General features: G+C 70.6%; 17 protein-coding genes. 10 read left to right on the top strand and 7 right to left on the bottom strand.

Going from position 1 to position 20,999, the window contains the following annotated elements:
* The first annotated feature begins 15 nt into the window (after nucleotides 1-15).
* Complete coding sequence (locus AC6JA9_RS34395) at nucleotides 16-777, top strand: sulfotransferase (RefSeq protein ID WP_223748408.1); 762 nt, start codon at nucleotides 16-18, stop codon at nucleotides 775-777.
* On the opposite strand, the gene AC6JA9_RS34390 is transcribed toward AC6JA9_RS34395, so the two are convergent.
* The 3 genes from AC6JA9_RS34390 to AC6JA9_RS34380 all read right to left on the bottom strand — a co-directional run bounded on the left by AC6JA9_RS34390 (nucleotide 753) and on the right by AC6JA9_RS34380 (nucleotide 3,181).
* Nucleotides 753-1,694: a sulfotransferase domain-containing protein gene (locus AC6JA9_RS34390; protein WP_473571282.1), complete on the bottom strand. Its 942-nt coding sequence runs from the start codon at nucleotides 1,692-1,694 to the stop codon at nucleotides 753-755. The genes AC6JA9_RS34395 and AC6JA9_RS34390 overlap by 25 nt on opposite strands.
* 136 nt (nucleotides 1,695-1,830) lie before the next feature.
* Nucleotides 1,831-2,175, bottom strand: a complete 345-nt coding sequence (locus AC6JA9_RS34385; RefSeq protein ID WP_473571284.1) for a DUF3703 domain-containing protein — start codon at nucleotides 2,173-2,175, stop codon at nucleotides 1,831-1,833.
* An 88-nt stretch (nucleotides 2,176-2,263) separates the two neighbouring features.
* Complete coding sequence (locus AC6JA9_RS34380; protein ID WP_497958412.1) at nucleotides 2,264-3,181, bottom strand: cation diffusion facilitator family transporter; 918 nt, start codon at nucleotides 3,179-3,181, stop codon at nucleotides 2,264-2,266.
* A gap of 700 nt (nucleotides 3,182-3,881) precedes the next feature.
* Here AC6JA9_RS34380 and AC6JA9_RS34375 point away from each other — a divergent pair.
* Nucleotides 3,882-5,708 carry a BamA/TamA family outer membrane protein gene (locus AC6JA9_RS34375; protein WP_497958411.1) on the top strand — a complete coding sequence of 609 codons (1,827 nt, stop codon included), beginning with the start codon at nucleotides 3,882-3,884 and terminating at the stop codon, nucleotides 5,706-5,708.
* 4 nt (nucleotides 5,709-5,712) lie between these two features.
* Here AC6JA9_RS34375 and AC6JA9_RS34370 read toward each other — a convergent pair whose 3' ends face one another.
* The gene (locus AC6JA9_RS34370; RefSeq protein ID WP_408889326.1) at nucleotides 5,713-6,489 is read right to left on the bottom strand and encodes a hypothetical protein; all 777 of its coding nucleotides are present in this window, start codon (nucleotides 6,487-6,489) and stop codon (nucleotides 5,713-5,715) included.
* A 117-nt stretch (nucleotides 6,490-6,606) separates the two neighbouring features.
* Here AC6JA9_RS34370 and AC6JA9_RS34365 point away from each other — a divergent pair, with 117 nt between their 5' ends.
* On the top strand, nucleotides 6,607-8,814 hold the full coding sequence (locus AC6JA9_RS34365; RefSeq protein ID WP_223748413.1) for an alpha/beta fold hydrolase: 2,208 nt from the start codon (nucleotides 6,607-6,609) through the stop codon (nucleotides 8,812-8,814).
* Between the two features lie 131 nt (nucleotides 8,815-8,945).
* Here AC6JA9_RS34365 and AC6JA9_RS34360 read toward each other — a convergent pair whose 3' ends face one another.
* The 3 genes from AC6JA9_RS34360 to AC6JA9_RS34350 form a co-directional block, all read right to left on the bottom strand.
* Nucleotides 8,946-9,149 (bottom strand): cold-shock protein, encoded by a 204-nt coding sequence (locus AC6JA9_RS34360; RefSeq protein ID WP_141332297.1) that lies wholly within the window; start codon nucleotides 9,147-9,149, stop codon nucleotides 8,946-8,948.
* A gap of 185 nt (nucleotides 9,150-9,334) precedes the next feature.
* The gene (odhB, locus tag AC6JA9_RS34355) at nucleotides 9,335-10,549 is read right to left on the bottom strand and encodes a 2-oxoglutarate dehydrogenase complex dihydrolipoyllysine-residue succinyltransferase (RefSeq protein WP_473571290.1); all 1,215 of its coding nucleotides are present in this window, start codon (nucleotides 10,547-10,549) and stop codon (nucleotides 9,335-9,337) included.
* On the bottom strand, nucleotides 10,539-13,430 hold the full coding sequence (locus tag AC6JA9_RS34350) for a 2-oxoglutarate dehydrogenase E1 component (protein WP_497958410.1): 2,892 nt from the start codon (nucleotides 13,428-13,430) through the stop codon (nucleotides 10,539-10,541). Before AC6JA9_RS34350 ends, odhB begins: the two co-directional genes overlap by 11 nt.
* A 255-nt stretch (nucleotides 13,431-13,685) precedes the next feature.
* On the opposite strand from AC6JA9_RS34350, the gene fabI reads away from it, so the two are divergent.
* From fabI to AC6JA9_RS34315, 7 genes are all read left to right on the top strand, one after another.
* Entirely contained in the window at nucleotides 13,686-14,516 is an 831-nt protein-coding gene (fabI, locus tag AC6JA9_RS34345) for an enoyl-ACP reductase FabI (RefSeq protein ID WP_223748416.1), read from the top strand.
* A gap of 165 nt (nucleotides 14,517-14,681) precedes the next feature.
* On the top strand, nucleotides 14,682-15,068 hold the full coding sequence (locus AC6JA9_RS34340; RefSeq protein ID WP_141330178.1) for a response regulator: 387 nt from the start codon (nucleotides 14,682-14,684) through the stop codon (nucleotides 15,066-15,068).
* A gap of 4 nt (nucleotides 15,069-15,072) precedes the next feature.
* The gene (locus AC6JA9_RS34335; RefSeq protein WP_141330176.1) at nucleotides 15,073-15,939 is read left to right on the top strand and encodes a response regulator; all 867 of its coding nucleotides are present in this window, start codon (nucleotides 15,073-15,075) and stop codon (nucleotides 15,937-15,939) included.
* Entirely contained in the window at nucleotides 15,936-17,168 is a 1,233-nt protein-coding gene (locus AC6JA9_RS34330) for a CheR family methyltransferase (protein WP_497958409.1), read from the top strand. The genes AC6JA9_RS34335 and AC6JA9_RS34330 overlap by 4 nt, the downstream gene beginning before the upstream one ends.
* Nucleotides 17,165-17,710, top strand: a complete 546-nt coding sequence (locus tag AC6JA9_RS34325) for a chemotaxis protein CheW (protein WP_141330172.1) — start codon at nucleotides 17,165-17,167, stop codon at nucleotides 17,708-17,710. Before AC6JA9_RS34330 ends, AC6JA9_RS34325 begins: the two co-directional genes overlap by 4 nt.
* Nucleotides 17,700-19,862, top strand: a complete 2,163-nt coding sequence (locus AC6JA9_RS34320; protein ID WP_223748418.1) for a hybrid sensor histidine kinase/response regulator — start codon at nucleotides 17,700-17,702, stop codon at nucleotides 19,860-19,862. Before AC6JA9_RS34325 ends, AC6JA9_RS34320 begins: the two co-directional genes overlap by 11 nt.
* The gene (locus AC6JA9_RS34315; protein ID WP_497958408.1) at nucleotides 19,859-20,929 is read left to right on the top strand and encodes a chemotaxis protein CheB; all 1,071 of its coding nucleotides are present in this window, start codon (nucleotides 19,859-19,861) and stop codon (nucleotides 20,927-20,929) included. Before AC6JA9_RS34320 ends, AC6JA9_RS34315 begins: the two co-directional genes overlap by 4 nt.
* Nucleotides 20,930-20,999 lie beyond the last annotated feature (70 nt).

Genomic DNA, 20,999 nt, shown 5'->3' with positions numbered 1-20,999 from the left:
TTCGTGGAGCAGGTGGTGCGCAGGTCGCCGCTGTACACATTCGTCATCTGTCCGAACAACAGCGGCAGCACGTTGCTGGTGCGGCTGCTGGCCACGTCGGACCAGGTCTCCGTCTTCGACTCGATGAACCACGAGGGACAGTGGCTGGTGCACCGGGATGACCCGGAGGCGATGCCCATCCCCGACACCGAGTCGGACGAGCTTCGCAACTGGACGACGAACGAGGCGAAGTTCGCGGACCCCCAGCGCTACCACTGGGAGCGCATCAAGGCCGTCTGGCATCGCGCGTGGGATTTGGGCAAGGCGGTGCTCGTGGAGAAGAGCCCGCCCATGGTGATGGCCGCGCCGCTGTTGCAGGAGCAGTTCGCGCCCGCGCGGTTCATCGTCTCGGTGCGCAGTCCGTATGCCTTCGCCGAGGGCGTGCGGCGCAAGCGCGGCTATCCGCTGTCCGTCGCGACGGCGCATTGGGTGCGCTCCAGCCGGCTGCAGCTCCGCAACCGGGCCGTGCTGCGAGGCTCGCTCTTCTTCCGGTACGAGGACCTCTGTCAGTCCCCGGAGACCATCGCCGCGAGAATCCTCGAGTACATCCCGGAGCTGGGGCGGCTGGATGTCGGCCGCGCGTTCGACATCATGGGCGAGCGCAGCACCATCCGTGACTTCAACGGGGACTCGCTCGGACGCATGAGCGCCGCGGACCTGGAGGAGATCAACACGGCGCTCGCGGGTCATGAGGACGTGCTGGAGGCGCTGGGCTACGAGCGCCTCGTCCGGGCTTGAGCGGGTGGGGATGACCGCAGTTGCTGGCGAAGCCGTGCATAGGAGGGGATTCCGAGTGGCACCTCGATGTCCGCGCGCCAGGTCGCGGCGAGCGCGTCGTGCACCGCCGCGGACAGCTCCGAGGAGTCTCCCACGCGGCCGGCTCGGACCTTGGTGGTCTGGACCTCGGGTGGGAGCGCGGTGAGTCGATTGACGGCCTCGGTCGTCGGGTGGTCGTCGAACTGGGACTCGTGCGCGTGCATGAACTCGAAGGTGGACTGCTTCGTCACGAGAGCGACGAGCGCGTCGTCCAGGGGGATGCCCATGAAGGCGCCGATGCGTCGGACCGCGGACGCTAGGTCCTCCTTCATGTCCTCGTAGGCGAGCAGCAGCACGTCGTCGCGCTCGCGGACGCTCCACCAGGCGCGCAGGTGTTCCCAATAGCGGCCGAAGCGCGCGTCCTTCAGGAAGATGCCGAAGCAGAACTCCTCCACGCTGACGGAGTCGGGCTCGAACATCCAGCCGTTCACGTAGTGGTAGAAGGACGTGAGCGTGTCCGCCGGGTCTCGCATCACGTGGATGTAGCGCCCGCCCTTCGGCACCCGCTCCCAATGCAGGTGCGTCTTGAACGCGCGGGGGCGGGCGACCTGGGGCCCCGCGAGGTCGACGCCCGGGAGGGGTGGGCTCTCCAGCCACGGGACGACGAGGGAGATCTCCTCGAAGCCCATGTCGCCGCGCGTGCGCAGGCCGTGGACGATTTGCTGCGTCCACGTGGTTCCGCACTTGGGATAGGTGGCGACGAAGATGTCTGTCGGCTCCACGTGGAAGTGCGCGGGGCCGGAGATGGGCTCGCGCCATGCGCGCAGGGCCTGCAGCTCCGGAAGCGATTTCGGCAGGCGAGATGATGGCTGACGGTGCGCGGCGTCCGACGTGGTCATGCGGCGTGCCCCCCAGGTGGAGTGACTCCACCCGCGCGGGAGCCTAGCGTCAGTCCGTGCCCGCATCGCGTGCCGCGTTCGTCACGGGCCTTGGTCGAAGGCCGTTCGACGCGGGATGTCACTTCGACGCGGGGAGTTATCGCGCGGTCAGGATGGCGCGGAGGTCCTCGGGGATGTCCATGGGTGTGAAGATGCCCACGTTGGCGCCGCCCGTGTTGCCCAGCGGCGCGCGACCGAGCCACGAGCCCGGCGCGGCCAGGATGAGTCGCGGCAACTGTCCGAGCAGCTCCCGCCAGTCTCCGTGTCGAACGGCCCAACGGAACATGGCGCCGTGGACGCGCAGGTGGGGCCACGCATGGGCCTGACTCAGGATGTGGGCGCGCTCCAGGAAGCGCCAGGCGTCTTGATGGGCACCGCGTGCATGGGCTTGCTCGGCGCGGCGCAGCTCGAGGTCGAAGTGGGTTCGCAGGGTCGGGGTCATCGGAGGTCTCGGCGGGGCGCTGGCGAGGGGGGCATCTTCAGGGCGAGGGACTCGAGGTCGGCGGCGGGGCCGGACTCGCACGGTGCCGTCAGGCGCATGCGGCGTGGCGGGTGTCACCAGGGGCGCAGGGGTGGCAGGTCGCGGCGAGCGCGGGTTCGAGTTGGAGTGTGACGTGCTCGATGCCGAACGTGTCGTGCAGCCGGGCCTTCAGCGAGGGGGCGAGCGCCTCGTCACCGGACGGCGCATCCACCACGAGGTGGGCGGTGAGGGCCGACTCGGTGGTGCTCAAGGCCCAGACGTGGAGGTCGTGCACGCCGGTGACGCCGGGCGCCTGCGTCATGAGGCTTCGCACCGCGCCCAGGTCGATGTTCGCGGGAACGGCCTGCAGCGCGAGGTTGAAGGAGTCCACCAGCAGCCTCCACGTGCTGACGAGGATGAGCAGCGCGATGCCGAGCGTCACCACCGGGTCCAGCCACGCCTGCCCCGTGAAGTAGATGAGCGCGCCGCTGAGCACCACGGCGAGCGACACGCCCGCGTCGGCCGCCATGTGCAGGAACGCGCCCCGCACGTTGAGGTCGTTCCTGCGCCCCTTCCAGAACAGCAGGGCCGTGGCGGTGTTGATGACGACGCCGATGCCCGCGACGCTCATGACGGTGAGGCTGGCGACGGGCGCTGGCTCGCCGAAGCGGCGGAGGGCTTCCCAGCCGATGGCGCCGACAGCGACCAGCAGGATGAGCGCGTTGAAGAGGGCCGCGAGGATGGAGGCACCGCGCAGGCCGTAGCTGCGCCGCTCGGTGGGCTGGCGTCGGGCGAGGATGCTGGCGCCCCAGGCGAGCACGAGCCCCAGCACGTCGCTCAGGTTGTGGCCCGCGTCCGCGAGCAGCGCCAGCGAGCCGGAGAGGAAGCCGTACAGCGCCTCGATGGCCACGAAGGCCAGGTTGAGCGTGACGCCGAGCGCGAAGGCTCGGCCGTGTGACGTGGGCGCGTGGCTGTGTGAACCCGACATGGGGAAAGGGACCTCCAGGAATAGATGGCTCCGGGGGCGAGCGCTCGAGGACCCACGAGCCGCGACCCACCGTTCATCGAGGAAGACGCCACCTTTCGCGCGGTATTACAGCGGCATTTCCCGAGGGTTTTCGACGGCGAGCGTGCTGCCAGCGGGCCCGTTGCTCGGGAGGCTCCGCGCGGCGGATTCGGTTCCGACACAGGGCCCTGGTCGTCCTGCGACTCGGGCGACAGCCACCACCGAGAGGCCCGCGCCAGGAGCCGCACCGAAGGCGGTGCTCCGTGCACGTGGTGGTGCTGTCTGGGGTCCTTGGACCTGGGCGGTTCTCGCCCGAGCGATAGCCCGGACATCACGGAGGGGGCCGACGTCGACGAACCGCGCCATCCGAGCTTCCCGCGATGAAGATGCTCGCCAGGAATGCGGCGCATGCCAGGATGGTGGGGTGGCGCTACCACTGGTTGCCCTCATCGTCGTTCCTCTTGCCCTGACTCCACTCCAGGCGGAGCCTGTCGTCGCGTTGCTGTCACCTGCCGCGCTTGTCGCGACGCCACAGGGCGTGCAGGCGGCCCCCAGCCCCGAGAAGCGGGCGCCTGTCGTTGCGTCTCCGCCACGGGTCGCGCTCGTCGCGACGCAGCAAAGCGAACTGGCGGAGCCCGTCTCGGAGACCCCGACTCCCGCCGTTGCGTCGCCGCTACTGGGCGTGACGCAGCAAAGCGAACTGGCGGAGCCCGTCTCCGAGACACCGGCTCCCGTCGTCGCGACTCCGCCGCCGGACGCGCCCGTCGCGACACAGCAGGGTGAGCAGCCCGAGGGCGCCACGGTGGAGCCTCCACCCGCGCGCGCACCCGGGCTGACGCAGGAGAACTACGAGGAGGCCCTCGTCGTCGAGTCGCTCGTCCGGCATGGCCGCCAGGTGGCCCCCTCCCCGGAAGGAAAGCCGCTCTCGGATGTGCTCGTGGACACCGAGGAGGTGGTGGCCGAGAGCGACCCGTATCCTGACTTCCTCAACATCTTCCACGTGCGCACGCGCGACGAGGTCGTCCGGCGCGAGGTGCTGCTGCCGCTCGGTCAGCCCTACTCCACGCGCCTCGCGGAGGAGACGGCGCGCAACCTGCGCGCACTGCGCCTGTTCTCCGTGGTGCGAGTCGTCCCGCTCGTCGGCAAGACGCCCGGCACGGTGTCGCTGCTCGTCGTCACCAAGGACATCTGGTCGCTACGACTCAACAGCGACTTCTCCGCGGTCGGCTCGCTGCTCCAGTACCTGCGGCTGCAGGGCACGGAGCAGAACTTCCTGGGCCGGGGCAAGAAGCTCGCGGTGGACTTCATCCTGCGCCTGGACACGCTCAGCCTCGGACAGAGCTACACCGACCCGCGCGTGCTGGGCAGTCGCTGGTCGTTCACCGAGTCCGCCGCCATCATCATCGGACGCGAGAGCGGCCAGGCCGAGGGCTCGCGGGGCAGCGTCTCCGTGAGCCGGCCCCTCTACTCGCTGTCGACGCCGTGGAGCGTCAGCTCATCCGTGGCGTGGAACGTGGAGACCAATCGCGTCTACCGGGGCGCGGACATCTGGCAGCTCCCGTTCCCCGGTGGCCCGACGGTGCCCTACGTGTACCGGACGGAGGAGGTCGCGGGCGCGGCCTCGTACACGCGCTCCTTCGGCCTGCGCTACAAGCTCAACCTGAGCGGCTCCGTGGGCGCGTACCACTACGCCTACGACCCGCCGAGGTCGTCGATGTTGACCGAGGACCAGTCCGCCTGGTTCCGGCGCAACTACCTGCCGCGCGCCGAGGACGCGGGCTACGTGTCCATGTCCCTGCGCGCCTTCGAGGCCCGCTACGAAGTCCTCCGCGACGTGGACTCCTATGTCCTCTCCGAGGACTACCAGATGGGGCACTGGCTCTCCGCGACGCTGCGCTACGCGCCGCCCGTCTTCGGTGACGACACGCACTTCACGGAGGCAGGGCTGGCCGCGCGCTACCGCCTGCGCTGGGGCGAGGCGCTCACCACTGTCGCCGCCTCCGGCTCCATCCGTCGACAGATGGGCGACGCGGCGACCTGGAACAACCGCCACTGGGCCGCGGAGCTGACGCAGGTGTCGCCCAAGGTGCTCGGAGGACGCTTCGTCGCGCGCGGCCTGCTGGACGTCAACATCGACGACCTGTTCGACCGGGTGACGCTCCTCGGTGGAGGCAACGGCCTTCGCGGCGCGTCCGCGGACGAGTACTCCGGCAAGCGGATGTTGCTCGTGAACGTGGAGTACCGCACCGCGCCGCTGGTCATCAAGACCGTGCACGTGGGCGGCGTGCTCTTCCTCGACTCGGGCAGCGCGTTCAACGACAGGCCGGACATGGTGACGTCCGTGGGCGTGGGCCTGCGGCTGCTCTTCCCTCAGTTCAACGTCAACCCGTTCCGAATCGACTTCGGCTACGTGCTCAACGGCGACCGGCCTCCCATCGGCAGCCGCTTCACGTTCGCCGGCGGCCAGGTGACGGACCTGCGCCCCAGCTTCCTCGACTCACCGCTGTAGCCGCTCACGGCGGCTCGACGCGCAAGAGCTCCCGGAACAACACCTCGGCGACATCCCGGAACAGCTCCCCGGACGCGAGCAGTCCGCCGCAGTGGTGCGGCTCCCTCGCGAGCGTCAGCGCCACCGCGCGCTGGAGCACCGCGTCCCAGAAGGGCTCGGAGCCGTCGGGCAGGAGGAACTCTCGGATGATGGCGCGCGGCCAGGGCAGCACCGTCGTCGGGTCCGCGTCGCTCAGCGAGGTGAAGCAGTCCAGGTCCACGTCCAGCAGCACCCGCTCCGCGTCCTCCAGCACGTCCCGCACCGCGTCACCCGGAGCAGGGTGGCTCCACGCCTCGGACGCGCGGTCCACCGTGGGCACCACCACCAGTCGGTGCGAGCGGCCTCGCGTGTCCACGTAGGTGTCCCCCGCGAAGGCGCCCCGGGGCCGCGTCCGGGCGATGAACAACGCATCCGCCACCAGCCCCGCCTCCATCGCCGCGAGGATGTGGTCGTAGTTGCGCACGTCCAACTCCCACCGGGCGTGCTCATCCAGCGCTCGCAGGCCCGCCGAGCGGTCCGGCACCGCCTCCGGCCTCCGGGGCACCACCACGTCCAGGTGACGGTCCAGCGTGACGAGCAGCGCGGCGGGCCCGGTGTCCCCCAGGGCCATGGCCCAGGAGGGCAGGGCGAGCCGGTGGGGGTCGAAGACGTACGCGTCCGTCGGCCCCCGGCCGCCTCCCAGCCCCAGCCGGATGATGCCCGCCAGGCGCAGGTGGAGCAGGGCGTCGTCGTCGGTCTTCATGCCTCGGGAATCCTCGCGTCCGTCGCGGGTTTGCTCAGCTTGCGCGGCGGCCGAGTGTAGGCTTCCCCGCACCTTTCCGTGAAAGGAGCCCCGCCGCTGGCGGGAGTTCGACTACGCATGCGCCAGGTCCTCGCCGCAGCGCTCATTTTCGTGAGCGCGCCCGTATACGCCCAGGAGATGAAGCCCCTCACCATGCCCCAGACGGCGCACTCGCAAGACCCCTTCTTGAGGCAGCTGTCGGAGACCCGCAACTTCTCCAGCGGCCGCCCGGTGAGCGTACGGGTCACCCCGGACGAGAAGCAGGTCCTCTTCCTGCGCACCCAGGACACCTCCAACGTCCAGACGCTCTATGCGTTCGACGTGGCGACCGGGGAGGTGAAGGAGGTGCTCACCCCCGAGGCGCTGCTCAAGGGCACCGAGGAGACGCTCACCCCCGAGGAGAAGGCCCGCCGTGAGCGCATGCGCGTCAGCGCCCGGGGCTTCACCTCGTACCAGATCTCCGACGACGGCACGCGCCTGCTCGTCCCGCTCTCCGGCCGGCTCTATGTCGTCGAGCGCGCGAGCGGCAAGGTGACCGAGCTCAAGACGGGCCCCGGCGTGCTGGACCCGCGCTTCTCCCAGGACGGCAAGCAGGTGGCCTACGTCCGCGAGAACGACGTCTACCGAATCGACATCGCGGCGAACAAGGAGCAGCGCGTGACGAAGGGAGGCACCGCCGAGAAGACGCACGGCGTGGCCGAGTTCGTCGCCCAGGAGGAGATGAGCCGCTTCTCCGGCTACTGGTGGAGCCCCGACGCCAGGCGCGTCGCCTACACCGAATCCGACACCTCGGAGGTGGAGAAGCTCACCATCGTCGACGTGATGCACCCCGAGCGCGGCGGCGAAATCTTCGCGTACCCGCGCCCCGGCAAGCCCAACGCCAAGGTGCGCCTGGGCGTCACGGCCGTCACCGGTGGCAAGACGACGTGGGTGCAGTGGGACGCGGCGAAGTACCCGTACCTGGCCACCGTGGTGTGGCCCAAGGGCGGCCCGCTCACCATCCTGGTGCAGAACCGCGTCCAGACGGAGCAGCAGCTGCTCGCCGTCGACCCGGCCACGGGCAAGACGCGGGAGCTGCTGGTGGAGAAGGATTCGGCCTGGCTCAACCTGGACCAGGACTTCCCGCTGTGGCTGGACGATGGCTCGGGCTTCCTCTGGTACACCGAGCGCAACGGCGGCCCGGAGGTGGAGCTGCGAAAGGCGGACGGCTCGCTCGACAAGAGCTTCGTCAAGCCGGACGCGGGCTTCCGGGGCATGACGCGCTTCGTGCAGAAGGACCGCACGCTGTTCTTCAACGGCGGCCCCAACCCCACGCAGAGCGTGTTCTGGCGCGTGAAGGACGGCGGGGTGCCCGAGCGCGTGACGAAGAACGGCGAGGGCATCGAGGGTGGCTCCGCCTCGCGCGACGGCGGGGTGTTCGTCGTCAACACGTCCAGTCTCAAGAGCATGAGCCGCACGGAGGTGCTGCGCGCGGACGGCACGCGCGTGGGCCAGCTGCCGGAGGTGGCGCAGGAGCCGCCCTTCGTCCCCAACACGGAGCTCAGGCAGGTGGGCCCCAAGCGCTACTGGGCGTCCATCACCCGCCCGCGCGACTTCAAGCCCGGCAAGAAGCTGCCCGTCATCGTCGACATCTACGGCGGCCCCACCACCACCGTGGTGCACCACAGCATGGCCGCGCACCTGATGTCCCAGTGGATGGCGGACCAGGGCTTCCTCGTCGTGAAGTTCGACGTGCGCGGCACCCCCCTGCGCGGCGCCGCCTGGGAGCGGGAGGTGAAGTACGACTTCGCCACCGTCACCCTGGATGACCAGGTGGACGCGCTCCAGGCGCTGGCCAAGGAACTGCCCGAGCTGGACCTCAAGCGCGTGGGCATCCAGGGCTGGAGCTTCGGCGGCTACATGGCCGCGCTGGCCGCCCTCAAGCGCCCGGACGTCTTCAAGGCCGCGGTGTCCGGCGCCCCCGTGGTGGACTGGCTCGACTACGACACGCACTACACCGAGCGCTACCTGGGCCTGCCCCAGGAGCACCCCGAGGCGTACGAGAAGAGCTCGCTGCTCACCTACGCCAAGGCGGACAAGCCCATCGGCAAGCTCTTGCTCATCCACGGCACCGCGGATGACAACGTCTACTTCTTCCACACGCTGAAGCTGAGCGACGCCCTGTTCCGCGCCGGCAAGCCGCACGAGCTGCTCCCGCTGAGCGGCCTGACGCACATGGTGCCCGACCCGCTGGTGAAGCAGCGCCAGTGGGAGCGCGTGATGGAGCACTTCAAGAAGAACCTGTGACGGGCGCGGGCCCGGGCGCGTCCGCGCGCCCGGGGGACGCTCCGGAAAGCAAGAGGCCCGGTTCCCTGGGGACAGGGGCCGGGCCTCCGTTCGTGAGCCCCTCGCGGGGAAGGGCTCATCGCAACGACGTCTCAGGCGGCGCGAACGTTCTGCGCCTGCAGGCCCTTGGGGCCACGCGTCACTTCGAACTCCACCTTCTGACCCTCGGCGAGGGTGCGGAAGCCGTCCATGTTGATGGCGGTGTGGTGGCAGAACACGTCCTCACCACCGCCGTCCTGGGTGATGAAGCCGAAGCCCTTCGCGTCGTTGAACCACTTCACGGTACCGGTTGCCATTGCACTTCCTTCAGTCTCGCGGGGCGACGCGTGAGAGTCGCCCGTTCTTCCCGCCCCCCGACGACCGGGAGACATGTCCGGTTTTAGTGAAACGCCTGCCTGGAAGTCCAGCCAGCGACCTGAAATGCCCGGTTTGCATTGAGGCCGGGCATCTCAGTCAATACTGACGCGTCGCGTTGGCGGCCTCAGACGTCGAGCAGGAGCCGCTCGGGGTCCTCGATGCACTCCTTCACGCGCACGAGGAACTGGACGGCCTCGCGGCCGTCGATGAGGCGGTGGTCGTAGGTGAGGGCCACGTACATGATGGGCCGGATGACCACCTGGCCGTCGCGGGCGACGGGGCGCTCGACGATGTTGTGCATGCCCAGGATGCCCGTCTGCGGCGGGTTGATGATGGGCGTGGACAGCATGGAGCCGAAGATGCCGCCGTTGGTAATCGTGAAGGTGCCGCCCTGCAGCTCCGGCAGGGTGAGCTTGTCGTTGCGCGCCCGGGTGCCCAGGTCGCCCACGCCCTTCTCCAGCTCCGCCAGGGACAGCTTGTCCGCGTTGCGGATGACCGGCACGACCAGGCCGCGGCTGCCGCTCACCGCCACGCCGATGTCGTAGTAGTGCTTGAAGATGACGTCTTCGCCGTCGATCTCCGCGTTGACCTGGGGGAAGGCCTTGAGGGCCTCGATGGACGCGCGGACGAAGAAGCTCATGAAGCCGAGCTTCACGCCGTGCCTGGCCTGGAACTTGTCGTTGTACTTCTTGCGCAGCGCCATCACCTCGCCCATGTCCACCTCGTTGAAGGTGGTGAGCAGGGCGGCGTTGGACTGGGCCTGGACCAGGCGCTCGGCGACGCGCTTGCGAAGCGGCGTCATGCGCACGCGCTCCTCGCGCGCGGCGTTGGGGCGGGGGCCCGCGGGCTGGGCCGGGGCGGCGGGCTGGGAGGGCGCGGCCGGGCGGTTGAGCTGACCGAGCACGTCCTCCTTGGTGATGCGGCCGCCGGCGCCGCTGCCCTTCAGCTGGCTGACGTCGACCTTGTTCTCCTCCGCCATCTTCCTGGCGGTGGGGGTGATGCGCGCGTCGGACGCAGCGTCCTGCGCGGGCGCGGCGGCGACGGGCGCGGCCGCCGGAGCGGCGGGAGCGGCGGCCGCCGCGGGCTTGGCGGCGGCGCCGGCACCGGCCTCGATGAGGCCGAGCACGTCGCCCACGCGCACCTTGTCACCTTCCTTGAAGGCGACGGACGCCAGGGAACCGGCCGCGGGCGCGGGCACGTCGATGGTGACCTTGTCGGTCTCCAGGACGACGAGCGGCTCGTCCGCGGACACCGCGTCACCCGGCTTCTTGTTCCACTTGCCGACGACGGCCTCGGTGATGGACTCGCCCAGGGGGGGTACTTTCAGTTCAACGGCCATTCTTGGTCCCTCGGAAGATGGCTTCCTCGATGATGAGCTGCTGCTCGATTTCGTGAGTCTTCGGGAAGCCGGTTGCGGGGCTGGCGGCCTCCGCGCGCCCGATGTAGCCCAACTTCACGGGTTGCTGCGAGCGCGACGACACCAGGTCATGCAGGCGCGGGAACATGAAGTGCCACGCGCCCGCGTTGCGGGGCTCCTCCTGCACCCAGTAGACCTCCGCGAGCCTGGGCAGCTTCGCCACCAGGTTCGCCAGCTCGTCCGCCGGGAACGGGTAGAGCTGCTCCACCCGGACGATGGCGATGCTGTCGTCCTTGCGCTCGTTCCGCGCCTTCACCAGGTCGTAGTACACCTTGCCGCTGCACAAGAGCAGCCGCGTCACGCCCGCGGGCGCCACGCTGTCCAGGATGACCTCCTGGAAGCCGCCCGTGGCCAGCTCGTCCACCTTGCTGGTGGCCTCCGGCCGGCGCAGCAGGCTCTTGGGCGACATGATGACCAGGGGCTTGCGCACCGGGCGCACCACCTGACGGCGCAGGAGGTGGAAGATCTGCGCGGGCGTCGTGGGGTAGCAGACCTGGATGTTGTCCTCGGCGGACAGGTCCAGGAAGCGCTCCAGGCGCGCGCTGGAGTGCTCGGGGCCCTGGCCCTCGTAGCTGTGTGGCAACAGCAGCGTGATTCCGCTCAGCCGGCGCCACTTGCTCTCGGCGGCGGCGATGAACTGGTCGATGATGATTTGAGCGCCGTTGGCGAAGTCGCCGAACTGGGCCTCCCAGAGGGTGAGGCCGTCCGGGACGTCCAGGCTGTAGCCGTACTCGAAGCCGAGCACGCCCATCTCCGACAGGGCGCTGTTGACGACCTGGAAGCTGGCGCGGCCGGTGGAGAACTGCTGCAGGGGCGTGTACTTGGCGCCCGTCTGCACGTCGTGCAGCACCGCGTGGCGGTGGCTGAACGTGCCGCGCTCGCAGTCCTGGCCGGACAGGCGCACCGGGTGGCCCTCGGAGAGCAGCGTGGCGTACGCCAGCGACTCGCCCTCGCTCCACTGCAGCTCCTCGCTGTCGAGCATGCCCAGGCGCTTCTTGATGACGGTGCGCTCCACGTCGCGGTGCACGTGGAAGCCCTCGGGCACCGTGCACAGCCGCTGGAGCGCGTCGCGCAGCTTCGCCTTGTCCACGGCGGTGGACACCTGGGGCGCGTTCTTCACCGAGCCGCCCTGGTAGGCCTTCCACAGGCCCTCCAGCGCGCTGGGCTCCTTGAACTCGCTCTCCTGGCGCGCGCGGGTCAGCGCCGCGTCGAACTCCGCCAGGCAGCGCTGCTTGATGGCCTCCGACTCCTCCGCGCTGATGCGGTTGGCGTCCGCCAGCGCCTTCGCGTAGCGCGTGCGCACCGTCGGGTGCTTGCGGATGATGTCGTACATCGCCGGCTGGGTGAACGAGGGGTCGTCGCCCTCGTTGTGGCCGTAGCGGCGGTAGCAGATGAGGTCGATGACCACGTCGCTGTGGAACGTCTGGCGGTACTCCGCCGCCAGCCGCGCCACGTGCACGCAGGCCTCCGGGTCATCGCCGTTCACGTGGAACACGGGGATGTCCAGCATCTGCGCGATGGCGGTGGCGTAGATGGAGGAGCGCGAGTCGTGGGGGTCGGTGGTGAAGCCGACCTGGTTGTTGATGACGACGTGGAGCGTGCCGCCCGTCGTGTAGCCCTTGAGGCCCGACAGGTTGAGCGTCTCCGCGACGACGCCCTGGCCCATGAAGGCCGCGTCGCCGTGGATGAGCAGGGGCATCACGCCCACGCGCTCGGTGTCGCCGAAGCGCTCCTGCTTGGCGCGCACGCGGCCCTCGACCACCGGGTTGACGGCCTCCAGGTGGCTGGGATTGAACGCGAGCGACAGGTGCACGTTCTTGCCCTGGCGCGTGGTGTGGTCCGACGAGAAGCCCATGTGGTACTTCACGTCGCCGCGGCCCAGGTACGCCCGGGGGTCCTTGGGGCCGTCGAACTCGCTGAAGATCTGTCCCGGCTGCTTGCCCAGGATGTTCGTCAGCACGTTGAGGCGGCCGCGGTGGGCCATGCCGATGACGACCTCCTTCAGCCCCAGGCCGCTGCCCACCTCGGCGATGGCGTCCAGCATGGGGATGAGGGCCTCGCCGCCGTCCAGGCTGAAGCGCTTGGCGCCCACGTACTTGGTGTGCAGGAAGTTCTCGAAGCCCTCCGCGTAGGACAGCTTGGTGAGGATGTGCCGCTGGTCCTCCACGGAGAACGCCGTGCGGTTCTCGCTGTGCTCCATCCGCTGCATCAGCCAGCGGCGGCGCTCGCTGTCGAGGATCTGCATGAACTCCACGCCGACGCTGCCCGTGTACGTGCGGTGCAGGCGCGCGAGCAGCTCGTCCAGCTTCACCTTCTGCTGCGGGAAGACGTTGTGCGTCTCCACTTCCTGCTCGCGCTCCTTGGGCGAGAAGTGGCCGTCATCCACCATGCTCACGTCCGCCACGTGGGCGAGCGCGGGACGCGGACGGTTCAGCGGATCCAGGTCGGCGCGCAGGTGGCCGCGCAGCCGGAACGCGAAGAGCGCCTGGTCCACCTTGGACTGCAGCTCCAGCGCCTGGGCCTGGGCGGTGCTCTGGGCGGCGACGGGGGCCGCGGCCGGCGCGGCGGCGGGGGCCTGGGCGGCACCCGCGGCCTTGCCGTTGCCCTTGCCGGGCGCGACGGCCGCCGCGGGCACCTCCAAGAGCTTCGTGCTGAAGATGGGACGGCCGGCGCCATCGTTTCGCTCGAAGATCTCTCGCCAGCTTGCATCCACGCTGGCGGGGTCCTCGAGGTAGCGGGCGTAGAGCCCCTCGATGAAGTCGATGTTGGCGCCGGAAAGGAACGAGTCCTGGAAGTTCGCCATGGCGGTGTCGTCTTTTACTGGATGACCGCCCCGTTGGGGGTTTTTCGAGGCGTCTTTGTTGGGCCCTGGCGGCACCCCAGGGGAGGGGCCTGTTCAGGGGAGCAGGCCAAGTCATGCCGCTGTTGAGCCCAGCTTCACCTGGGAACACCCCGACACCCGGGGACTCCCAGCACCCGTTTCGTCCCGTTTCGGTCGAAAGGAGTGCTAGACAGCCCGCTCCCCCAACCCCTTCTCCCTCCCAAGAGGCCGCCTCACATGCTGCTCCAGGGCAAGAAGCTGCTCATCACCGGGGTGCTCACCCCCCAGTCCCTCGCCTATGGCATCGCCGAGCACGCGCTCCAGCAGGGCGCGGACATCCTCCTGACGGGCTTCGGTCGGGCCAAGTCCCTCACCGAGCGCAGCGCCAAGCGCCTCAAGCCGGGGCTCGAGGTGCTGGAGCTGGACGTCACGAACCCCGAGCACTTCAAGGCGCTCACCGAGTCGCTCAAGCAGCGCTGGGACCGCGTGGACGGCGTGCTCCACGGCATCGCCTACGCCCCGGACGACGCCCTGGGCGGCAACTTCCTCAACACGCCCTGGGAGAGTGTCCAGACGGCGTTCCGCATCTCCGCGTTCTCCCTCAAGGAGCTCGCGGTGGCGTGCGTGCCGCTGATGCCGCCGGGCGGCTCCATCGTGACGCTGGACTTCGACAACCGCGTCGCGTGGCCCATCTACGACTGGATGGGCGTGTGCAAGGCCGCGCTGGAGTCCACCGTCCGCTACCTGGCCAGGGACCTGGGCCCCAAGGGCATCCGGGTCAACGCGCTGGCGGCGGGTCCCTTGTCCACCATGGCCGCCAAGGGCATCCCGGGCTTCAAGGCGCTGGAGGCGGGGTGGGGTACCCAGGCCCCACTGGGCTGGAGCGCCAAGGACAGCCACGACATGGTGTCCAGGACGGCGTGTGCCCTGCTGTCGGACTGGCTGCCCTCCACCACGGGCGAAATGATCCACGTGGACGGTGGTTATCACGCCGTGGGTGCGCCACCGGTGCCCCCGGAGTCCGTGGCGGGAGCCCAGCCCGCAGGCACCAAGCCTCCGAGCGAGTAGGCGCCACCCGCTCCCGGCGTCGAGGTCATCCGACACCTGCCCGCCCGCCGTGAATGCGGACAGGTCCCCCCGCTTTCTCCCGTGAGAGCGCTCACGGTAGAGTCCTCCCACGTTTCGCAGGGGACGGCCGCATTGGCCCAACCCCTGCGCAGGAGCCGTGGCACCGTGAGCACCAACAGCACCAACATCTTGCTGGTGGACGACAGCCCGACCGTTCGGAACATCGTCAAGATCTACCTCATGAACCTCAAGGTAGGGACGGTGGAGGCGGAAGATGCATCTCGTGCGCTGCAACTCCTCAAACTCGTCCCGGTGAATCTGGTCATCGCGGACATCAACATGCCCGGGATGGACGGCATCACCTTCGTCAAGGAGGTCCGGGCCAGCAAGAACGCGCAGCTGCGCACCGTGCCCATCCTGCTGCTGACGGCGGAGAAGGACGTTGCCCTGCGCCAGCGGGGCACGGAGGCGGGCGCCAACGCGTTCATCCAGAAGCCGGTCTCCCACCACGAGCTGACGGAGACCGTCCGTCAGTTCTTGACCAAGGCTTGATGCCGTGAGCCTGCCGTCCCTGCTGCTCGTCGACGACAGCGACGCCATCCTGGCGCTCGAGCGCGCCATCCTCTCCGGCCACTACACCATCCACACCGCGAGCAACGGCCGCGAGGCGCTGGAGAAGGTCTCCCGCCTCAGGCCCGCCGCGGTGCTGCTGGACCTGTCGATGCCGGAGATGGACGGCGACGAGGTCCTCCAGCGGATGAAGGCGGACCCGGCCACGTCGGACATCCCGGTCATCATCATCTCCTCGGAGAAGTCGCGCGCGGAGGCGTGTCTGGGGTTGGGCGCGGAGACGTTCCTGGCCAAGCCCTTCCGCGCGGATGAGCTCTTGCACGCGGTGGGGGAGGCGCTGGCCAACTCGCGCCGCCGCGCGCGCACCGGCTCGCTCCTGGTGTTGCGGGTGACGGTGGGCACGCTGGAGTTCGCGGTGCCGCTGGACGCGGTGCGCGAGGTGCTGCTGCATCCGGCGACGCGGCCGTTGCCCACGGCGCCCTCGTACCTGCGCGAATACGTGGAGGTGCGCGGCGAGGCGCTGTGCGTGCTGGACGTGGCGCGCCGCCTGAGCGTGGAGCACTCGCTGCCGCGCGTGGAGCGGATGCTGGTGGTCATCCAGGTGGACGGGGTGGCGCTGGCGCTCGCGGTGGACACGGTGAAGGACCCGGAGGAGTACGCGGCGGCGGACATCGACCGGCGCGAGCGCGTGGGCGGCACGGACCATGGTCCGCTGCGCGAGGGGCTCATCGGGATGTTGCGCGCCGGGGGGCACCTATTGCCCATCCTGGACCCGCGGGTGTTCGTGGCGCGGGGCCTGTTGCAGGACCTGCCCAAGATGGTGGAGGCCGCGGAGGCCAGGCGGAGCGCATGAGCGCAGAGCTCGACCCGCGGCTTCTGACCCGAGCGCGGGAAGTGGTGTCCTCCATCACCGGCTTCCGCGACGACGCCATCGCCTCCGAGGCCATGGAGCGCGTGGTGCGCCAGGAACTCGCGCGCGGACGCTCGTCGGCGGACCTCCTGGGGGAGATGCTCTTCCCCCAGTCGCCCCTGTCCGGGACGCTGGTGCGCGCGGCGCTGGTGGGGGAGACGTACTTCTTCCGGCAGCCCGAGCACTTCCGCTTCATCTCGCAGGTGGGCGTGCCGGCGGCGCTGCGCAAGGGCGCGCTCGCGCTGCGCGGCTGGAGCGCGGGCTGCGCCACGGGCGAGGAGGCCTACTCGCTGGCGGCGGCGCTGCTGGCGTCGGTGCCGCACGGCTTCCCGGTGGAGGTGCTGGGCACGGACCTGCACGAGGCCAGCCTGGAGACGGCGCGGCGCGCGTCCTACGGCACCTGGTCCCGGCGCGAGTCGGCGCCGCGGCTGTTCCCGCTCTACCTGGATGCGCCGGAGCGGCAGGTCACCATCCTCCCCGTGGTGCGCCGCATCACCACCTTCGCGCAGGGGAACCTGCTGGCACCCTTGCCCGAGCGCTTCGGCCGCTTCGACTTCATCCTCTGCCGCAACGTGCTCACGTACTTCTCCCCGGCCGCGCGCGAGCAGGCCATCTCGCTCTTGACGCGGGCGCTCAACCCGGGCGGCTTCCTGTTCCTGGGCGCCGTGGAGGCGGACCGGGTGCCGCCCGGCATGGTGCGCGAGGGCCCGCCGGAGCTGCAGACCTTCCGCATGCTGGCGCCCGGTGAGCTGACCACGCCCGCGCCCGCGTCGCGCCCGGTGGAGCGCGCCGAGCCGCCCGCGCCGTTGTTCCGCAAGCCCAAGGCCACGCCCGTGCCGGTGGTGCCCGCGCGGGTGACGCCGCCGCCCCCGCCGTCCCGGCTGCACCTGGAGGCGCTGGAGCGCATCGAGGAGGGCGACGTGGAGGGCGCGGCGGCGGTGCTGGAGTCGCTGGTGCGTCAGGCTCCCGACTACCTGCCGGGGCTGCTCGAGCTCGCGCTGCTTCGGGAGCGCACCGGGGCGCGCGAGGCGGCGGTGCCGCTGATGCGCGCGCTGCAGGTTCGCGCGGAGCGGCTGGCGCCGGACCACCTCGTGGACGGGCCCGAGGCCCTGCCGGCGCGGTTCTATCAGGCGTCCGCTGACGCCTACCTCAATCAAGGGGCCCTCGAATGAAAATCCTTCCCAGAAGCATGGAGGAGGCCCAGGAGCAGGAGGCCGTCGAGCTGCTCGAGCGGCGCGCCTCGCGTCTGCGCGAGCAGGCCGAGACGACGGTGGAGGAGGCGGTCCACTGGATTGCCGAGTTCCCGCTGGGCGAGGAGCGCTACGCGCTGTCGCTGGAGATGCTCCGCGCGGCGCTGCCCCTGCGGATGGTGACGCCGGTGCCGCTGTCCTCGCCGCATGTGGTGGGCGTGCTGCGCTTCCAGGGCCAGGTGCTCTCCGCGCTGAGCCTGGCGTCCATGCTGGGCGGGCACGGCTGGCGGCAGGACCCGGCGGTGCTGCTGGTGGTGGACCGCGGCGACGGCGAGCTGTGCGCGCTGGACTGCGAGGCCATTCCGCGCCCCACCACGCTGCCGGCGAGCGCGGTGGAGGCCGCGCGCGTGCGGGCCGAGGGGCCGGTGATGGAGGTCTTCACCCAGGACCGGCAGCTCATCCACCTCATCGACCTCAAGCGCCTGTTCACCACCCGCTCGACGGGAGGACGCAATGCCCGTTGACCCGATGCTGCAGGGACTCGTCACGGGGTTCGCCGTCGAGGCCCAGGAGGTCATCCAGAAGGTCACCATGGACCTGCTGGAGCTGGAGCGCGAGGGCCTGGACTCGGGCGCGCTCGCGAAGCTCTACGTCCGGCTGGGCCGGCACCTGCACACCCTCAAGGGCAGCGCGTCCAGCCTGGGGCTGCAGGACCTGGGCGACATCGCCCACAAGCTGGAGGACGCGCTCGCGCCGCTGAAGGCCACCACGCAGAAGATGCCCCGGTCCGTGGTGGACGTGCTGCTGCACGGCCTGGACCTGTTCATGCTGCGCGCCCAGGCGCACGCGGATGGACGCGGGGACTCGCTGCCGGACCCGGCCGCCGCGCTGGCGCAGCTGGTGGCGGACGGCCCCGCGCCGGAGTCGGTGGGCGCGCAGGCGGCCGCGGGCTCGAACGGCGCCGCGGAGCCAGAGACGAACGGCGCCTCGGAGGACGCCGGGTCCCTGGAGCTGTCGGCCCAGCTGGACCCGCAGGCGGAGTCCGCGGACACGGGCTGGCGCGTCAGCGTGCGGCAGGTGACGGCGCTGATGCGCGAGGTGGAGCGGCTGCGCGAGGTGCGGCTGCGCGTGGAGGAGCGCGGCCGCGAGCTGGACCGCGTGGTGACGGTGCTGGCCAAGCAGGGCCTGCTGGCGGAGACGGCCGAGGCGCGCACGCTGCTGTCCGGCACGTCGCGCTCGCTGCGCACCGATGGCGAGGAGACGAGCGACATCGTCGACGCGCTGGAGGAGGGCCTCAAGGCCATCACCACGCGCCCGGTGCGCACCATCCTGGACCCGCTGCAGCGCATGGTGCGTGACTTGTCGCGCCAGCTGGGCAAGGAGGCGCGGCTGTCGGTGGTGGGCTCGGAGCTGTCCTTGGACCGGCGCCTGTTGGAGAAGCTCCAGGGCGCGCTGGTGCACCTGCTCCGCAACGCCGTGGACCACGGCCTGGAGCTGCCGTCCGAGCGCGAGAAGGCGGGCAAGCACCACGAGGGCGCGCTCACGCTGCGCGTGGAGCAGCAGGGCAACCTGCTCTTCCTCGAGTGCGCGGACGACGGCTCGGGCATCGACGTGACGCGGGTGCGCAAGGTGGCCGAGTCGCGCGGCGTCATCGCCTCCGACGAGGCGGAGCGGCTCAACGAGAACCAGCTGCGCGACCTCATCTTCCGGCCGGGTTTCAGCACGCGCTCGGACGTGACGGACACGTCGGGCCGGGGCGTGGGCCTGGACGCGGTGCGCGCGTCGGTGGAGGGCCTGCAGGGCCGCATCGAGGTGAACAGCACGCCGGGCCAGGGCACGCGGTTCGTGATGACGCTGCCGGTGGACCTGGGCAGCTCGCCCGTGCTGGTGGTGCGCGCGCTGGAGCAGCTGGTGGGCCTGCCGATGCTGGCGGTGGAGGCCACGCAGCTGGCGCGCGCGGACTCGCTGCGGCTGGGCAAGCGCAAGGCGCATCTGGAGTACCAGGGGCAGCTGTTGCCGGTGGTGGACCTGGGCGCCAGGCTGGGCCTGCGCGCGCTGGCGCCGCCCGCGGAAGGCCAGCCGCTGCTCATCGTGCAGAGCGGAGGCAAGCGCGTGGCGCTGGGCGTGGACGCGGTGGTGGGGGACCGCGACCTGGTCATCCGGCCGTTGCCCTCCGAGGTCCGCGACGTGCCGGCGTGGCAGGGCGCGGCGACGCTGAGCCGAGGCGAGCTCTTGCTCATCTGCCGGCCGGACTGGCTGGTGACGGAGTCGGGCCAGACGCAGGTGACGGCGCAGCGCCGGGCGCTGGTGGTGGACGACTCGCTCACCGCGCGCGCGCTGCACCGGGCCATGCTGGAGGCGGGCGGCTTCAGCGTGCACCTGGCGGCCAGCGGCGCCCGCGCGCTGGACCGGCTGGCGACGGACACCTACGACGTCGTCATCTGCGATCTGGACATGGAGGAGATGGACGGCACCCAGCTCATCGCCCGCCTGCGGGAGAAACGGGAGACGGCGTCGCTGCCGGTCATCCTCGTCTCCGCGCATGACAGCGCGGCGGCGCGGGAGCGGGGCCTGGCGGCGGGAGCGGATGGCTACCTGAGCAAGCGCGAGTGCGCCGCGGGCCGCCTGCTCGCCGAGGTGCTCGACGTCATGAGCCGCAGGGGAGCGCGCGCGTGAACAATCGACGCCCCATCCGGGTGCTCGTGGTGGACGACTCGCCCACCATGGCGAACACACTGACGGCCCTGCTCACCGAGGACCCTCGCATCGAGGTCGTCGGCCGCGCCGGGGACGGCAACCGCGCCGTGCAACTGGCGCGCCTGCTGCGCCCGGACGTCATCACCATGGACCTGCTCTTGCCGGGCCTGGACGGCCCCAGCGCGATTACGGCCATCATGTCCCAGGCCCCCGCGCGGGTGCTGGTGGTGAGCGCGGTGGCCGAGCAGCGCGGCGTGGACCTGGGCTTCCAGGCGATGAGCGCCGGCGCGCTGGAGCTCATCGGCAAGCCCAACGTCACCAACGTGGAGGAGCTGCGCCGGTGGGGGCGCGACCTGGCCCACTCGGTGTGCCTGATGGCGGAGGTGCCGGTCATCTCCCGGCGCCAGCGCGCCAACGTGGTGACGCCGCCGCCCATCGGCGCGCGCGTGGACGTCTTCGGCGTGGTGGCCTCCACCGGTGGCCCGCCCGCCCTGGCGGAGCTGCTCTCCAAGCTGCCCAAGGACCTGCCCGTCCCGCTGCTCATCGCGCAGCACATCACCGTGGGCTTCACGCAGGGCATGGTGCGCTGGCTGTCGCAGGTGACGCCGCTGACGGTGGACGTGGCGCGGGACGGCGAGCGGCTGGAGCCCGGCCGCGTGTACTTCCCGCTGGACGGGCACGACCTGCTGGTGGACCCGGCGGGGCTGGCGCGGCTGCAGCGCAGCAAGGGCGGTCCGTGCCCCAACGGGGACGTGCTGCTGTCGTCGCTCGCGGCGTCGTTCGGCCGGCGCAGCGGCGGGGTGGTGCTCACCGGCATGGGCGAGGACGGCGCGCGCGGGCTGCTCGCCATCCGCAAGGCCGGCGGTGTCACCTTCTCCCAGGACGAGGCCACCTCCGTGGTCTACGGCATGCCCCGCGCGGCGCTGGAGATCCACGCCACGGACCAGGGCGTGCCCCTGTCCTCGGTGCCGGAGCTCATCCTCCAGAGCTGCATCCCCCCCAACTTCCGGGCCGGTGGGCGCGGAGAGGGTGGGGTGGGACGATGAGCCCGTCAGTGCCCCCTGTTCGTCGCAGGCCGCTTGCTGGTAGTCCCGAGTCGTTTGTATTCACCCCGCG

Source organism: Myxococcus sp. MH1 (genome assembly GCF_059738865.1).
Note: the sequence above shows the minus strand (reverse complement) of the source record. Positions and strands in the feature narration are given on the sequence as shown.

Bases quoted from the DNA above. Each gene is read 5' to 3' on its own strand.
- AC6JA9_RS34390 (WP_473571282.1), bottom strand. From the start codon at position 1,694: ATGACCACGTCGGACGCCGCGCACCGTCAGCCATCATCTCGCCTGCCG.
- AC6JA9_RS34385 (WP_473571284.1), bottom strand. From the start codon at position 2,175: ATGACCCCGACCCTGCGAACCCACTTCGACCTCGAGCTGCGCCGCGCC.
- AC6JA9_RS34380 (WP_497958412.1), bottom strand. From the start codon at position 3,181: ATGTCGGGTTCACACAGCCACGCGCCCACGTCACACGGCCGAGCCTTC.
- AC6JA9_RS34370 (WP_408889326.1), bottom strand. From the start codon at position 6,489: ATGAAGACCGACGACGACGCCCTGCTCCACCTGCGCCTGGCGGGCATC.
- AC6JA9_RS34365 (WP_223748413.1), top strand. From the start codon at position 6,607: ATGCGCCAGGTCCTCGCCGCAGCGCTCATTTTCGTGAGCGCGCCCGTA.
- AC6JA9_RS34360 (WP_141332297.1), bottom strand. From the start codon at position 9,149: ATGGCAACCGGTACCGTGAAGTGGTTCAACGACGCGAAGGGCTTCGGC.
- odhB (WP_473571290.1), bottom strand. From the start codon at position 10,549: ATGGCCGTTGAACTGAAAGTACCCCCCCTGGGCGAGTCCATCACCGAG.
- AC6JA9_RS34350 (WP_497958410.1), bottom strand. From the start codon at position 13,430: ATGGCGAACTTCCAGGACTCGTTCCTTTCCGGCGCCAACATCGACTTC.
- fabI (WP_223748416.1), top strand. From the start codon at position 13,686: ATGCTGCTCCAGGGCAAGAAGCTGCTCATCACCGGGGTGCTCACCCCC.
- AC6JA9_RS34330 (WP_497958409.1), top strand. From the start codon at position 15,936: ATGAGCGCAGAGCTCGACCCGCGGCTTCTGACCCGAGCGCGGGAAGTG.
- AC6JA9_RS34325 (WP_141330172.1), top strand. From the start codon at position 17,165: ATGAAAATCCTTCCCAGAAGCATGGAGGAGGCCCAGGAGCAGGAGGCC.
- AC6JA9_RS34320 (WP_223748418.1), top strand. From the start codon at position 17,700: ATGCCCGTTGACCCGATGCTGCAGGGACTCGTCACGGGGTTCGCCGTC.